The following is a 15357-nucleotide window of genomic DNA, read 5'->3' as shown; positions in this document are numbered from 1 at the left end:
TCGGATTTGCAGGAATTTTTATCAAGCTTAACCACGAGCATCAATACAGATAAAAATGAACACGCGATACGCAGCCTACTTATTGTTCATCAAGAGAGCCTTTTATATGAAAACTACTTTGCAGACTATACAGCCACAACACCACAAGATTTGCGCTCTGCTACCAAAACAATTACTTCTTTACTAATTGGAATAGCGTTGAATGAGGGCTTTATTGGTCATTTAGACGACTCCTTTGTCAATTACCTGCCCGCCGAATATGACAGCATCACCGCAAATAATCAGGTTCTTGCCGCAATCCGAATCCGTGATCTTTTAACTATGGCCTCTGGTCTACAATGCGATGACCGTAACCCTCGAAGCCCAGGACAAGAAGACCGAGTCTATAAGACCAAGAATTGGACCTCGACATTCCTCAACCTTAAAAAAGTCAACGAGCCTGGCGAAGTCGGCGTGTACTGCACCGCTGGAGTAATTGCTTTGGGAGAAGTGCTGCGCGGAGCAACTGGAATGAGTGTTGATGAGTTTGCGCAAAGTCGTTTATTTGCTCCACTAGGCATTAACAATGTGAGATGGTCCACCTATGACAACAATCAAAAAGTAGATAGTGGTGGGCATTTGTATTTAGCGCCGTTAAGTCTAGCCAAACTTGGATTCGTGGTAGCCAATGAGGGCCGATGGCACGGCAATCAGGTTGTTCCTGCATGGTATATTCAAGCAATGTTGCAAGAATACCAACGAGTTGATGCGCAAAGCTATGGATTGCTTATCTGGCGTTACAAGGGCAGCATTGGCGATGAAGAAGTTTATACCTATGCGTTTCTTGGAAATGGCGGGCAGTTTGTCTTTCTTACACCACGCTATAACCTTGTTACTGCTTTTACTGGAAGCGCATATAACTCGAATAAAACAGCCTATCTGTTTGATTTATACTTTTTCCGCATATTGCCGTTTTTCGTCCAGCTAGAAAACAACTAGTTCATTTTTACTTTTTTTGACGGAGCCAATCATCGATCATGCAAAACCTGTGTAAGATTATCATTTACAGCTGCAATGTATTCATTCTGACGTTTGCACTGCTAGTTTTATATTGTTTGTTTTTCCCCGAAGATTACCAAGCATTTTTAATGTCTAATGCAACTCAGGAAATCCAAGTTCAGTGGAATACAATAAACCTAGCCCAGGTCTATGCAGGTCTAATACTCACAATTCTTTATACAGGTATTCTAGTCTCGGCTTTTTGGAAAATACGAATCGCTATACTTGGTATTGTAAGTGGCGTGTATTTCTCCGATAAAACTAACTTTGCATTAAGAAAATTTGCGCGGTTATTGTTTATATGGGTAATTCTGTCGCCGCTGCATACGATGGCACTCGGTTTAATATTCTCTTACAATCATCCTCCTGGAGAAAGAATCCTCGCCATCATCATTAATTGGGGCGATGTCAAAACGTTGTTCATTTCATTTGTTTTAATGGTTCTCTCAGAATTAATGGTAAAAGCCAATCAATTAGAAGTAGAGAATAAGCAGTTCATTTAGGGGGAGCCCCTTTGCCGATAGAAGTAGAGTTAAATGTGATGCTAGCCAAGCGAAAAGTTAAAGGAAAAGATTTAGCGGCTCAAATTGGAATTTCAGAGCAAAATTTATCACAGCTGAGATCTGGCAAAGTGAAAGGTGTCCGGTTTGTGACTTTGGAAAAAATATGTCGCGTCTTAGAATGCGAACCAGGCGACATATTGAAAATAAGTGATAATGAATAATCCGCAAACAATAATTGCGATCTGTTGACGGTCTAATTGAAATGAAATCTTTCGTGCGAACAACTCTACTTTGGTTTAATTTGTTATTCGCTGCAGCCAGTCAGGCAGCCAGCTTATCTAGTCAAGCTAACCAGATTCTGCAGCCATTTTTACAGAAGACTGGCATTCCTTCAGTAACCTACACTTACTTTCTTAATAATGGAGAAATTGTTTCCGGCGCTATTGGATATCGTGACATTTATTCACTTCAACCAGCTACAGAACTCACATATTACGATATCGGTTCCAACTTTAAAATTGTCACCGCGGTAGCCATCTTACAATTAGTTGATACCGGCAAATTGAGTCTTGAAGACCCCGTAAATTTGCACCTAAATGCTCCCATTAAAGCCCTAGACTATTATCCCAACGAGCGAGTACAGGTCAAACACTTACTTAATCACCTGTCAGGGATTCCTTCAGCAGCATGGTTAACCAAGATTTGGTCTCCACAGGATTATCCAACTAAGGCGACACTATATGATGCCATTCAGCTAACGAGTAAACCTGGAGAGAAATATCAGTATTGCAATCTTTGCTTTTTAATCGCAGCAGACATTGTTGAACATAAGACACACTTGACTTTCGAGGACTACGTACAAAGTTTCATACTCTCACCTGCTGGAGTTAAAAATCGAGGCTTTCTTACGCCAACGCCTGAGATGATTTCACAAATGGCCCGGCCATATCATATGCGCTTTGGTACTGCCTATCCCACGGACTATTTTGTAAATGCGACACCTCCAGGGGGCGGAGCATGGCTCACCACCACCGAATTGGCCAAAGTTTTGCGCTTTATATTTTCAACTGATAGCCAAAATAGCGCTCTCTCTACTTCGTCACTCCAATCGTTAACGACTCAATATACAAAGATCAGCAACTATAGTGGAGGTTACGGTCTAGGTGTCGGAATTGAAAACTACCCTTCTGGCATTTACCCTTTTCATCAAGGTTCTATGCCAGGGTTTATTTCACAATATATCTATGATCCTAAAAGCCAATCAGGTTTAGTTCTCTCCGCCAATGTTACCGCTGCAGGACTTGCAGAGTCCCAAGTACTTTGGCTTAGAGATCAACTTTTAAAGCTGCTCATTCCAAATTTCATATCACCTGTCAGCGATTATCAAACAGAAAATAAACCACCACTTTCTTTCGCTGAACATCTTCAACTGCCAAATATCGAAGGAAACTATGTCGCCCGAACAGACGGGCTAACCGTTTCCATTCGTACGATTGCCGGAGAGTTAATTTTTGAAAACCCAGCAAAGCAACGGTTTAAAATGAAGCGTATTGATAAAACCTTTTTTATCTTGACGACTGAGAACGAGAGTATTCAACTCACCTTTAGCGGAAACTCTCCAGCAACGCTCACTATACTCAATGCGCAAAATGAAGCGCTTCTGACCTTTGATTATCTATCAGCAGTTACTGGATAATCGCTTTGTCATTTTTGTGCACACGAAGCGCCTGAAAAAGCGATTTCAATTTCAATAATTGGTTCACCTTATATTCAGCTTCAAAGGTGTAGTTTGGGTTCTGTTTCTAATCGCACTGAATGTTATGAAAGCTCGCTACTGCACACTTCTTCCTCTTTTGGCTATGCTCTTAGGTTGCCAACTAACGCAAAATGGGCCTTCTGGGAAACGATTAAATTATGCCCCCATTAATCGCGCGTTGGTTTTTGCAAACAATCAATTAATCTCCAAATATACCTATTTAGACACCTTTTTTGTTAATCATCGCAATGCTGAGGTAAAGGTTTGGCTAAAGTCGTCGGATGAAACTCTATTCTTTGCAGAGCCAAGTAACGGACAACGCATACAATTACCCATCTTATCAGCAGACGTAGCACGCGATTCTTATTTGTACTACTCTATTAGTGACGCTGATATATACCTACTTCAGACATTACAACTTTCCGCAGTTCCACAAAATCTCAGCTACGACGAACTATTTATCGCGTTAGAAGATCAAAATGAACTGGCTGAAATTCTAGGTCATGGGCCTACGTGGTTAACACCGCCATTCGATACGCTGTGGATCTTCTTTGATGAGCCTGCCACAACGCGCATGATGGATCGCAGCGGTCATACGATTGACGAGAGATACGGACATGAGCAACGGATAAAAGTCGATGAGCATTTGCTTAACCAGGATGTCCGCATTACATTCTCGCACCCAGTAAAAAATATTCTAATGCTCAATTAACCGAAGCGTTCCCTAATAATTGACTCTCAGAACTAATATTCTGTTAGTCATTAAGGCTTTCTTTGTTATTATCCTCGCCGCCGATGAATAACCTCGTTGTGATTCCATTGACGGCGCAGACACCATAATTTCCTACGTTTCGACTAGTGACTGATTAATAAGTAACCGTGAAAGTGAATGTAATCTTTGCAATTCTGATCCTGGGCTGGATAGAGTTAGTTATTACTCCTGATCAGATGCCAACTGAACCCCTTGTGGAGCTATCAATACAGGCCGATACAGCCAGCATCACATGGGAGAATGAGGATTCGCAAGACTTTACTTTCGATTCCTCAACAAGAAGTAACTCCCTATTTATTATCATTAATTTATTTAGGAATTATTGTTCACACACGACAGTTAGTCGCAACTTAGCGATTATTCGAGCCCCGCCTGCATACTGAGCCTTACACACTTAGCTGTTATTCCAACAGTATTCACTTTTAGCTTACTAACTAACTTTTAAACGATCATTTGTATGCTCACTCGCTTATTTATAATGCTTTTCCTTATTCCTGTGCCAGCTTTTGCTTCTCAAACTGGCAGTATCGATCTCACGTCTGCATGGAGCGGGATCATTGCCATCGCTCTGTTCACGTTAGCTTATCTGTTTGTTATTGGTGAGGAGTTTCTACATTTACGAAAATCCAAACCCGTGCTCGTCGCTGCCGGCCTAATTTGGCTATTGCTCGGTTATGTTTATAGTCAACACAACCTGACTGATGAAGTCGAGCATGCATTTAATCAAAATTTGTTGGAATACGCCCAGCTGTTATTATTCCTATTGGTTTCTATGACTTACATAAATGCGCTGGAAGATAGAGGGCTATTTGAAGCGTTGCGAGAATGGCTGGAAACCAAACACTTTAGTCTGCGTAAGTTATTCTGGCTCACGGGTATTTTTGCCTTCTCGATTTCATCTGTGGCAAACAACCTTACGACCGCAATGCTGATGTGCGCGATAGTCATGAACGTGGCAAAGCACAATAAGAAATTCATTAATCTGGCCTGCGTAAATATTGTTGTCGCGGCAAATGCGGGTGGTGTATTTAGCCCATTTGGTGACATAACCACCCTGATGATTTGGCAGGCAGGTTGGGTGGAGTTCCAGCAGTTTTTTAGTCTCTTTTTGCCATCTCTGGTTAACTTCTTGTTACCCGCATTACTGATGAGCTTCTTTATTTCAAATCACCAGCCCGAACAGCACGAGAGTGAAGCGATCAAAATGAAGCGGGGAGCAAAACGGATATTATGTTTGTTCTTATTAACTATCCTAACGGCCGTCATATGCCACAGCGCATTAGGCCTGCCTCCAGTGTTAGGTATGATGTTCGGATTAAGTTACCTCAAGATTTTTGGTTTTTACCTGCGCAAGAGCTTACCCCGCTCAATCAATAAAAAGCGCGCTATTGCCAAAAGAAATAATGACTTAAAAGCACTGGAACGATTAGGGAATATTGTTCCTTTTGACGTCTTTACTAAGGTGGCACGGGCTGAATGGGATACCCTGCTGTTTTTTTATGGTGTTGTTATGTGCGTGGGTGGATTAGCGTTCATTGGTTATTTGCATTGGGTATCGTTGGTGCTCTACCAGCAATGGGACCCCACAATTGCAAACATCATTGTTGGGCTTTTATCCGCCGTCGTTGACAACATACCGGTGGTTTTCGCAGTCCTTGCTATGGCTCCTCAGATGGAGTTACACCAATGGTTATTAGTATCGCTGACCGCGGGTGTTGGCGGTAGTTTGCTATCTATCGGTTCAGCGGCGGGAGTCGCATTAATGGGGCAAACCAAGGGCCAATATACGTTTATTGGCCACTTGAAGTGGAGCTGGGCTATTGCTTTAGGATTTGCAGCCAGTATCGCGTTACATATCCTGCTAAACGCTTGAACCGCCCGATTTGACGAAGTCTGCGCTCGGATAGCTTGCTATTTTTTCTGATTATGTGATTATTTCGACTATGGCTGCATGCACTGTTATCGCTGAAATCAAACAACGCAATGGATCTCTCAAGGTGACTCTTGAGGGACCAATTTTTATTGCGGAATTCAAGGGCGCCTGCACCCCCAAAATTGCCGCGGTATTTCATCAAGCGGTGTTAGATGCCATTCCTTTGCTCCCAGCAAATGGGTGGTGTTACTTAAGCTCATCTGAAGACTATGCCGCAGCGTTGCCAGAAGTTGAAGCCAGCTATACCAAAACCTATCAGTTATGTATGCAAAATGGTTGTATCGTCGAGGCCTACTGTATGCCTTCAGTGGTGGGGTTGGCGCAAGTCGATAAAGCGCGCAAGGCATGTGGCGTTACCTCACCCATTCAGCCTTTGTCATTCAAAACCATTGCTGATGCGAAGTACTTCTTGTTATCTACGCTTGAGCATATTCAAACTCGGCGTAAAGAAAAAACCGAATGAAGATAGCCCATTGGTTTGCGTTTAGATCGCGGCGCCAAACCTTATTGTTTCGCTATGCTGTGTTAGCTCTATGTTTCTCACCGTTGTTTTTTATTCACCTTGAAAGTTATGGTTCGCCGTTTATTAACGCGTTACATGATGGTGCTCACATTGGCGTATTTTTCGTTGTTGGATGGGCACTCTTACCTTTATTTAGTGCGCGCATTCGTACAAGAATACTTATTCTTGTCTTTGCAACATTCATTGGCAGCTTGCTTATCGAGGGCATTCAAGAGGCTGTCGGTCGGGCATTTCAATGGATAGATATTTACCGTAATTTTATTGGTTTGGGACTGGGTATCGCCCTACGTGCGCGCTTGTATGTGACGGAGAAACATGAAAAGACGATTGCTAATTTGGCGCTTATTGGTCTGTCTGTCATATTTCTGATTGACCGGGCTACCTTTATAAAATTAGCCGCCGGACAAGGGTATTTTTGGCTGAATGCACCAATTCTTGCAGAATTTGATTATTCCTTTGAACATGTGAACTGGCGGGCTTTTGCAGCGGAAAAAACGATCGAGAAAAATGAATTAATCGTTACCGTGAACGAAGATAAACGGTATGCAGGTGTGGCTTTCACTGACTTCCCCGCTAACTGGAGTGAATACTCCGCGCTAGTGGTTGAAATCGAAAATCCTAATTCGGCCAATATCTCACTGACCGTTAAAATTACTGACCGCCAACACGATGTAGGAGTGCATCATTATGATGAGCGCTTTAATGGGCATTGGTCGCTACCTCCCGGCCCTGCAATATTGAACATTCCTATTGCAGATATTCAATCAGCCCCTAAACATCGCAAGCTAAATGTTACCGCAATCAACCGAGTAGATTTCTTTTTGGAAAATGCTGTGCCAGGCACGGCATTTAAGATTAAATCAATAACATTAAACCGAGACTCTTCGTAAACAGTTCTGCTTACTAAAAGTTAAACAACTACTATCACAGCTTAAAGCATAGTATTAACGTAAATTGACGACCCGAGTATGCTCATGAAATGGAAAACACTTGTAATTGTTGCTTTATTAATCCCTACCGTTGCCAGCGCATCTGTGGGGTATTTTCGCTTCCCAGCCGCGCATGATCAACATCTTGCGTTCACCGCAGAAGGCGATTTGTGGATAGCCCCTATCGCCGTCGGCCATGCGACTCGCTTAACCTCACATCCGACAGAAGAGCATAGCGCGGTGTTTTCACCCGATGGCAAAAAGCTGGCATTCGTGGCTGACTATGCAGGTGTCAGTGAAGTTTATGTAATTGACGTTGATGGCGGCCTCGCACAACGCGTCACCTTTGAAAATAGCCGGGTAAAATTACATCAATGGCATACTAATGCAGGCATCGTTTATTCGACCGATAGCCGCGTTGGCCCCACGAATAGCTGGGTGTTAAAAACACTGAATCCAGATCATCTGCAAACGCAAACCATTCCGTTGGCTGACGCAGTAGAAGGTCAAATTGATCCCTCTGGTACCTATATTTACTTTACTCAATTTGGCTTGCAGTTGTCTGGCGACAATGCCAATCAGTACAAGGGGGGTGCACAAGGCGAGATTTGGCGCTTTAATCTAGCCAACAACACTGAAGCACAACTGCTTACAGGCGACCACAATGCATCTGTACGCAACCCTATGGTGACAGCCAACGGTCTGTTTTTTATCAGCAATTTAAGTGGAATTGATAACTTGTGGTGGATGGCATTGGACGGCAGCCAAAAAAGGCAAGTTACCTTCTTTGCCGATTATGCAGTCAAAAGTCCAACACTCCGAGATGGCATGGTCGTATTTCAACATGGGGCATCCTTTAAAGCGGTCGACTTAGCCACAGATACTGTGAACACCTTATCCATTAGTTTACGCTCCGACTTCCCCCACTTACGGGAACGCTGGATCCAAGAACCATTAAAATACCTCAATTCGGCCCGCTACACAGGGCACGATAAAGCCGTTGCATTGACGGCTCGTGGCCGCGTCGCGATCGCCCACGCAAGCCAGCAGCGTTTGATTGAAATCGCCACCCCTGCCACCGCCCGTGTGCGCAACGCGGTTATCAGTGCAGATGGTGATTGGGTGTATGCGCTCAGTGATCAAAGCGGTGAACTGGAAATCTGGCGCTATGCCAGTGATGGCTCTTCAAGAGCAACCCAGCTGACCCACGATAGCAATGTATTCCGTTGGAATATCTATCCATCTCCGGATGGCAAATATCTGGTCCATGACGATAAAAAAGGCCGAGTTTGGATCCTCGATCTTGCAAGCGGCGAGAACCGCTTGATTACAGAAAACGGTTCTGGATTATCTGAAATCTCAGATGTTGCCTGGTCGGCAGATAGTCAACGGCTGGCGTTTACGTTCCCTCAATTGGGTGAAGAGCGAACGGCCATTTTGCTCTACTCGGTAACCGAGATGAAGCATGCCATAGTCACCAGTAATAAATACGAGTCTTTTGCTCCGGCTTTTAGTGCCGATGGGAATTGGCTATATTTCTTGTCGAATCGAGAGTTTGTTGCAACGCCTACAGCGCCTTGGGGTGACCGTAATATGGGTCCCGTTTTCGACCGGCGAACACAAATATTTGCGCTGGATTTAGTCAGCAATAGTCACTTCGTATTTGCACCACCTAATGAGCTAAATAATCAAACATCTCAAGCTTCAAACGAGGGTGAAGCAACGGATCCTTCGTCAACTAGTGTGTCTATCCAATGGCAAGGTTTGCAAGAGCGATTATGGCAAGTGCCAGTAAACGCTGGAAACTATTCTAGACTTAGCGTAAACAACGATTTCTTATTTTGGTTAGAGCGCAGCGCAACTCCACGCTCAGAGCCCAAGCTGCAAGCGTTAGCTTTAAAATCCGCAGCAAACGCTAAAACCGTAACCGAGAATGTGGCAGACTACCAACTCAGTCTTGATGGTAAAACCATGCTAGTTCGCAAAGCTGGAGCTAATAATGCGAACCAGTTTATTGTCGATGCGAGTGATAGTTTCCCAACCGATACCAAAGCAGCCAAAGTACAAACAAAACATTGGCAGTTACACATCGATCCGCAACAAGAATGGACACAGATGTTTAACGATGCGTGGTTAATGCACCGTGATTCGCTCTTTGATGCCAATATGCGCGGCGTGGATTGGCAAGCAACACGTGAGAAGTACCAACCGCTACTCAAAAAAGTGACGGACCGGCATGAGCTTAACGACGTCTTTGCACAAATGATGGCCGAGCTTAACGCATTACATTCGCAAGTGCGTGGTGGGGATCTGGCAAAAGATGCTAATAGCCCGAATGCGGGTGCGCTTGGTGCTGTGTTTGCGCCCGTTGCCGAGGGGCTAAAAATTACTCATATATATCGCCATGATCCTGAAGTTCCGGCGCAAGCAGCACCATTGAAAAAACCGGGCGTAGACGCATTGATAGGAGATATCGTTACGCACATCAATGGTACCGCTATAACTACCCCTGCAGGATTGCTTGCTACGCTTAGCAATCAAGCCGGTAAACAAGTACGGCTTACCTTGCAGCGCGGAACCGAGAAGTTTGACCAAATTGTTCAACCCGTAACTGCCGGTCAAGATTTCCGTTTACGCTATCAAGACTGGGTCATTGGTAATGCCAGCAAAGTGACACAAAGTGACCCATCAATAGGCTATTTGCACCTGTATGCCATGGGTGGTAATGATATTGCAGCCTTCGCCCGAGAGTTTTATGCACAGTATGAGAAACCGGGATTAATTATCGATGTACGCCGCAACCGCGGAGGGAATGTTGATGCTTGGATCCTAGAGAAACTACTTAAGCGCACATGGATGTTTTGGGAGACTACCAATGGTGAGCAATCAACCAACATGCAGCAAACCTTTCGTGGTCATTTAGTGGTATTAGCGGATGAGTTTACCTATTCGGATGGTGAAACCTTTACGGCAGGCGTCAAAGCACTTGAACTTGGGCCTGTGATTGGTAAACAAACCGCTGGTGCTGGCGTCTGGTTATCGGGTCGCAACCGCTTGGTCGATAATGGTATCGCTAGAGTGGCAGAGTATCCGGTATTCTCATTACAAGGTGAATGGATTGTCGAGGGCAGTGGCGTTAAGCCTGACATTGAAGTGATCAATTATCCACACGCCACGTTCAACGGCAAGGATGCGCAACTTGAGGCAGCGATCCAGTATTTGCAAGCCAAGCTAGCCAATGCACCGATACCCGCGCTAAAGGCAAAACCTTTACCTGATACAGCGGAGCCCGCGAAGGCCTTTTAGTCAACTAATACCCCAGGGGGCTCAAATTCGAGCCCCGCTTAATTTACACTTTTTACAATTAAGGCATATCCTGACTTGTTACTCGATTACTAATCCGAATATACAATGTGAAAAACGTTTTTTTAGCAGACAAACGTGCGGGTAGGTATGGTTTGCGTACCAGGTAAATTACGGATTAAAAGAGAATGTCAAAAATCAATCTAGAACCGGAGCAACATCTAGTTCAAAAAGCGACTCGCTGCATGCTGTGTAAGTGTTCGTTACCACAACTGCCACGCCCTATTTTTCGCTTCCGTTCGTCTGCTCCAATCAATTTGATCAGTCAGGCACCTGGGCAACTCGCCCACGATAGCGGAATTCCATGGAATGATGCTTCTGGTAAACGCTTGCGCGATTGGTTAGGTCTCACTGAACAAGAGTTTTATGCGCAGGGGCTAGTGAACGTGTTACCGATGGGTTTTTGCTTCCCTGGTTATAAAAACGGGGCTGACGCCCCACCCATAAAAATTTGCGCGCCGACTTGGCATCCACAGTTTCTCGCGCACAGCCAAGCATCATTAACTATATACATTGGCCGCTATGCCCAACAATTCTATCTGCCGGAGTATTCAACGCTAACAGCGGCTATAGAAGATTGGCGGGCACTAGCGCAACAATCCAAATTCGTCCTTCCACACCCATCAGGACGCAACAATCGATGGTTTGTTAAACACCCGTGGTTTCAATCCTCAACCTTGCCCCACCTGCGTGAGCTTATCAACCGTGTGCGACTAAGATAGTTTGTCTAACCAACGCAGCAGTGTTTGTTTTGCGTGGGCGTCGGTTCCGGCTGGCATGGCTGGATGCCAACGTTAGAGAAGTATCGTGTAATGTTGATGTGGAACGTGATTGCTCCGGTGATTACGCGGTTTAAGGGCTATCTGGCTTGGAGTCATCTTGGTATGGGGGAAGACCTGCCACTTGGGGTATACCAACAATGGAAACGCTGGTGTAAAAACCCACATTACTTTTTCGATGACCCTAATTTCCCAGAGGTTCATCAACTATTCGCGCAGGTCAAAATGCCGATTAAAGCGGTTGTTGCAACCGATGACTTGTGGGCAATGCCACGTTCACGAGATGCTTTCTTTAAACATTACATCAATGCAGCGGTTGAGCGAGTAGATCTAGATCCAACAAGCATCAACATGCAGCAAATTGGCCATATGGGTTACTTTCGTGCTGCAGCTCTACCTTTGTGGCATGACATTTATGATTACTTTAAAAGTCACTTAGGCGCAGCATGATCCAAGGTTTCTGCGTGGGCATATAGCCGATCAATAATATCGCTGAGTTGTTTTTGCTCGTTTGCGGATAAACAACTTAATAACGCCGTTTCGTATTGATAGGAGAGCGGCACTATCTCGCGATACACCGTCATCCCAGTAATGGATAAGCGTATTTCAGATCGGCGGCGATCATCACTGGCTATGCTGCGCTCAATGAGATTACGTTTAAGCAATTTACTAATGGCCCGACTAAGGATTGATTTTTCAAGCTGGGTTTTGACCGAAATCTCATCCGCAGAGACGCCTGGATGTTCACCCAATACCGCCATGATGCGCCACTCGGTTATCGACAATGCAAACTTATCTTTATAGGTAGAAGCAATAATTCCACTGACCTTGTTTGACAAAATAGATAGTCGATATGGCATGAAGCGCTCTAATCTAAGATGACGCTGTTCTATTGTCATAAATTCTTTACCCTCATCACTGGCCAAAAAGTGCTCAGACTTGACATTAGTTGCAATGACAACTAATTTAGTTGCATTCACAACTATTACGTATCATCCGAGTGTAATAGTCAACAGTTTGAACAGAGGAAGATTGCAATGGCAGATTTATTTGAAAACCCAATGGGACTCGACGGCTTTGAATTTGTCGAGTTTACAGCACCAGAAAAAGGTATTTTAGAGCCGGTTTTTGCCGCTATGGGATTTACTAAAGTTGCTGTGCATAAATCCAAAGAAGTTGAACTATGGCGTCAAGGCGACATTAACTTTATCACCAATTATGAAAAGAACAGTCCAGCCGCCTATTATGCTGAAGAGCATGGCCCATCTGCTTGTGGTATGGCTTTTCGCGTAAAAGACGCACAATTTGCGTACAACGAAGCGCTGCGCAAAGGTGCCCAGCCGGTTGAATTGTACACCGGCCCAATGGAACTTCGTCTTCCTGCGATCAAGGGCATCGGTGGTGCCGCTTTATACTTAATAGACCGCTACAAAGAAGGCGAAACCATTTACGATATCGATTTTGAATGGATCGAAGGTGTAGATCGTCACCCTGAGGGTTGTGGTTTCCACACCTTGGATCACTTAACGCATAATGTGTATCGCGGTCGCATGGGTTATTGGGCAGATTTCTATACCAATTTGTTTAACTTCCGTGAAATCCGCTATTTCGACATTAAAGGTGAGTACACCGGACTGTTGTCTAAAGCCATGACAGCCCCTGATGGTAAGATCCGCATTCCACTCAATGAAGAAGCTGGCGGTGGCGGCGGTGGTCAAATCGAAGAGTTCTTGATGGCCTACAATGGTGAAGGTATCCAGCACATTGCGTTTGCCTGTGACGACTTACTTGCCTGTTGGGATCGCCTAAAAGCGCAAGGTATGAAGTTTATGACAGCGCCACCTGCAACCTATTATGAAATGCTGGAAGAGCGTTTACCGGGTCACGGCGAGCCAGTCGATGAATTGCAGGCACGTGGGATCTTGTTAGACGGAACAACCGAAGGCGGACAACCTCGCCTGTTGCTACAAATCTTTTCAGAAACGATGTTGGGGCCGGTCTTTTTTGAATTCATTCAGCGCAAGCAAGACGAAGGCTTTGGCGAAGGCAATTTTAAAGCCCTATTCGAGTCGATTGAGCGCGATCAGGTTGCGCGTGGTGTAGTTGGTAACAAAGAGGAAGCGTAATTATGCAATTGTCTCGGATCCACCATGTTGCTTATCGTTGCAATGATGCCAAAGAAACCGTTGAGTTTTATCAACAGATGCTCGATATGGATTTTCAACTAGCCATTGCAGAGGACCGCGTGCCTTCTACACAAGCGCCAGATCCGTACATGCACGTTTTCTTAGATGCAGGCAATGGTAACGTATTGGCATTTTTTGAGTTACCCAACTCGCCACAAATGGGGCGCGATGGTAATACCCCAGAGTGGGTACAGCACATTGCTTTTGAAGTCGCAAGCATGGACGATTTGCTCGCTGCCAAAGCGCGCTTAGAAGCTGCAGATATTAAGGTGCTAGGTCCAACCGATCACGGTATCTTTAAGTCGATTTATTTCTTCGATCCAAATGGGCATCGTATTGAATTAGCGGCAAATACCCATACACCAGAAATGATGCAAGAACTCAAACGCGTAGCCCCTGCCATGCTGGAAGAATGGTCGCAGACCAAAAAAGCGCCGAAGCATGCGGAGTGGTTGCACAACGGACAAGGTTTTCCAGGAGCAAAAGCATGAAGTTAGCGAGTATTAAATCCGGTCGCGATGGCCAGCTAGTCATCGTGAACTCAGATCTAACCAAGATGACCACAGCGCAAGGTATTGCCTCAACATTGCAATTTGCCTTAGATAACTGGGATGAGGTTGCACCACAACTTGTGCAACGTTTCGCCGCGTTAGAATCGGGTGAAATTGAAGGCGAAGCATTTGACCAATCGCAATGCGCATCGCCTCTTCCGAGAGCCTATCAATGGGCGGATGGCAGTGCATATGTCAATCACGTAGAGCTCGTGCGTAAAGCACGTAACGCTGAAATGCCGGAGAGTTTTTGGACCGACCCATTGATGTATCAAGGCGGTTCAGACAGTTTCTTAGGACCGCGTGATGACATTGTCATGCCGCAGGACGAAGGGTTTGGTATCGACTTTGAGGCTGAAGTCGCAGTTATTACTGGCGATGTACCGATGGGCGTTAGTGCTGAAGACGCGCTGCAATATGTCCGCTTAGTTATGATCGTCAACGATGTCTCTTTACGCGGATTAATTCCGGGCGAATTGGCAAAAGGATTTGGCTTCTTCCAATCAAAGCCGTCTAGTGCGTTTAGCCCTGTCTGTGTAACGCCTGCACAATTGGGTGACAAGTGGAAAAACGGTAAGCTCGAATTGCCATTAGTATCGCACTTAAATAGTAGCATGTTTGGTAAACCACACGCCGGCATTGATATGACCTTCAACTTTGGTCAACTGATTGCCCATGCTGCGAAAACTCGTCCATTAGCTGCGGGGACAATTATCGGCTCTGGTACTGTCTCCAATAAGTTGGATGGTGGTCCTGGCAAGCCAGTCAGTGAAGGCGGCGTTGGGTATAGTTGTATTGCGGAAATTCGCATGATTGAAACTATCCAAGATGGCAAACCGTCCACGCCATTTATGCAATTTGGTGATCATGTAACCATCGAAATGTTCGATGCTGATGGTCAATCCATTTTTGGACAAATCGCGCAAACTGTCGTTAAACAATAAAGCCCCTGTCCTAGCTAGCTAAAAACCCCGGTCGATTGACGTTGAGCGGGGTTTATTTTTTTGCGCAATGATGGCTCGCC

Annotated in this window: 15 protein-coding genes; 14 read left to right on the top strand and 1 reads right to left on the bottom strand. The window is 45.0% G+C overall.

The annotated features are described in order from the left end of the window. The first annotated feature begins 6 nt into the window (after positions 1–6). The 11 genes from AC121Z_RS00920 (at position 7) to AC121Z_RS00870 (ending at position 12046) form a co-directional block, all read left to right on the top strand. Positions 7–978: a serine hydrolase domain-containing protein gene (locus AC121Z_RS00920; RefSeq protein WP_498125883.1), complete on the top strand. Its 972-nt coding sequence runs from the start codon at positions 7–9 to the stop codon at positions 976–978. A 149-nt stretch (positions 979–1127) separates the two neighbouring features. Then, positions 1128–1541 (top strand): hypothetical protein, encoded by a 414-nt coding sequence (locus AC121Z_RS00915; protein ID WP_498125881.1) that lies wholly within the window; start codon positions 1128–1130, stop codon positions 1539–1541. 11 nt (positions 1542–1552) lie between these two features. Further along, positions 1553–1762, top strand: coding sequence for a helix-turn-helix domain-containing protein (locus tag AC121Z_RS00910; protein WP_498125879.1), 210 nt, complete (start codon positions 1553–1555; stop codon positions 1760–1762). Positions 1763–1803: 41 nt separating this feature from the next. Next, entirely contained in the window at positions 1804–3237 is a 1434-nt protein-coding gene (locus AC121Z_RS00905; RefSeq protein ID WP_498125877.1) for a serine hydrolase domain-containing protein, read from the top strand. Between the two features lie 124 nt (positions 3238–3361). Further along, entirely contained in the window at positions 3362–4009 is a 648-nt protein-coding gene (locus tag AC121Z_RS00900) for a hypothetical protein (RefSeq protein ID WP_498125875.1), read from the top strand. Positions 4010–4526: 517 nt separating this feature from the next. After that, positions 4527–5942 (top strand): sodium:proton antiporter NhaD, encoded by a 1416-nt coding sequence (nhaD, locus tag AC121Z_RS00895; RefSeq protein WP_498125873.1) that lies wholly within the window; start codon positions 4527–4529, stop codon positions 5940–5942. A gap of 70 nt (positions 5943–6012) precedes the next feature. Continuing rightward, entirely contained in the window at positions 6013–6465 is a 453-nt protein-coding gene (locus tag AC121Z_RS00890; protein ID WP_498125871.1) for a hypothetical protein, read from the top strand. Next, complete coding sequence (locus tag AC121Z_RS00885) at positions 6462–7415, top strand: VanZ family protein (protein ID WP_498125870.1); 954 nt, start codon at positions 6462–6464, stop codon at positions 7413–7415. Before AC121Z_RS00890 ends, AC121Z_RS00885 begins: the two co-directional genes overlap by 4 nt. An 84-nt stretch (positions 7416–7499) precedes the next feature. Then, positions 7500–10760: a S41 family peptidase gene (locus AC121Z_RS00880; protein WP_498125869.1), complete on the top strand. Its 3261-nt coding sequence runs from the start codon at positions 7500–7502 to the stop codon at positions 10758–10760. 185 nt (positions 10761–10945) lie between these two features. Beyond that, positions 10946–11539 carry a uracil-DNA glycosylase family protein gene (locus AC121Z_RS00875; RefSeq protein WP_498125867.1) on the top strand — a complete coding sequence of 198 codons (594 nt, stop codon included), beginning with the start codon at positions 10946–10948 and terminating at the stop codon, positions 11537–11539. 90 nt (positions 11540–11629) lie between these two features. Then, positions 11630–12046, top strand: a complete 417-nt coding sequence (locus tag AC121Z_RS00870; protein WP_498125865.1) for an alpha/beta hydrolase — start codon at positions 11630–11632, stop codon at positions 12044–12046. Here the strand turns inward: AC121Z_RS00870 and AC121Z_RS00865 are convergent. Next, positions 12028–12576, bottom strand: coding sequence for a MarR family winged helix-turn-helix transcriptional regulator (locus AC121Z_RS00865; RefSeq protein WP_498125863.1), 549 nt, complete (start codon positions 12574–12576; stop codon positions 12028–12030). The two genes, AC121Z_RS00870 and AC121Z_RS00865, sit on opposite strands and share 19 nt — an antisense overlap. A gap of 57 nt (positions 12577–12633) precedes the next feature. On the opposite strand from AC121Z_RS00865, the gene hppD reads away from it, so the two are divergent. The 3 genes from hppD to AC121Z_RS00850 are packed head-to-tail and all read left to right on the top strand — an operon-like array spanning position 12634 to position 15277. Next, entirely contained in the window at positions 12634–13722 is a 1089-nt protein-coding gene (gene hppD, locus AC121Z_RS00860; RefSeq protein ID WP_498125861.1) for a 4-hydroxyphenylpyruvate dioxygenase, read from the top strand. Between the two features lie 2 nt (positions 13723–13724). Beyond that, positions 13725–14273, top strand: a complete 549-nt coding sequence (locus AC121Z_RS00855) for a VOC family protein (protein ID WP_498125859.1) — start codon at positions 13725–13727, stop codon at positions 14271–14273. Next, positions 14270–15277 (top strand): fumarylacetoacetate hydrolase family protein, encoded by a 1008-nt coding sequence (locus AC121Z_RS00850; protein ID WP_498125857.1) that lies wholly within the window; start codon positions 14270–14272, stop codon positions 15275–15277. The genes AC121Z_RS00855 and AC121Z_RS00850 overlap by 4 nt, the downstream gene beginning before the upstream one ends. Positions 15278–15357 lie beyond the last annotated feature (80 nt).

Source organism: Alteromonas sp. DYW1, from assembly GCF_059752595.1.
Note: the sequence above shows the minus strand (reverse complement) of the source record. Positions and strands in the feature narration are given on the sequence as shown.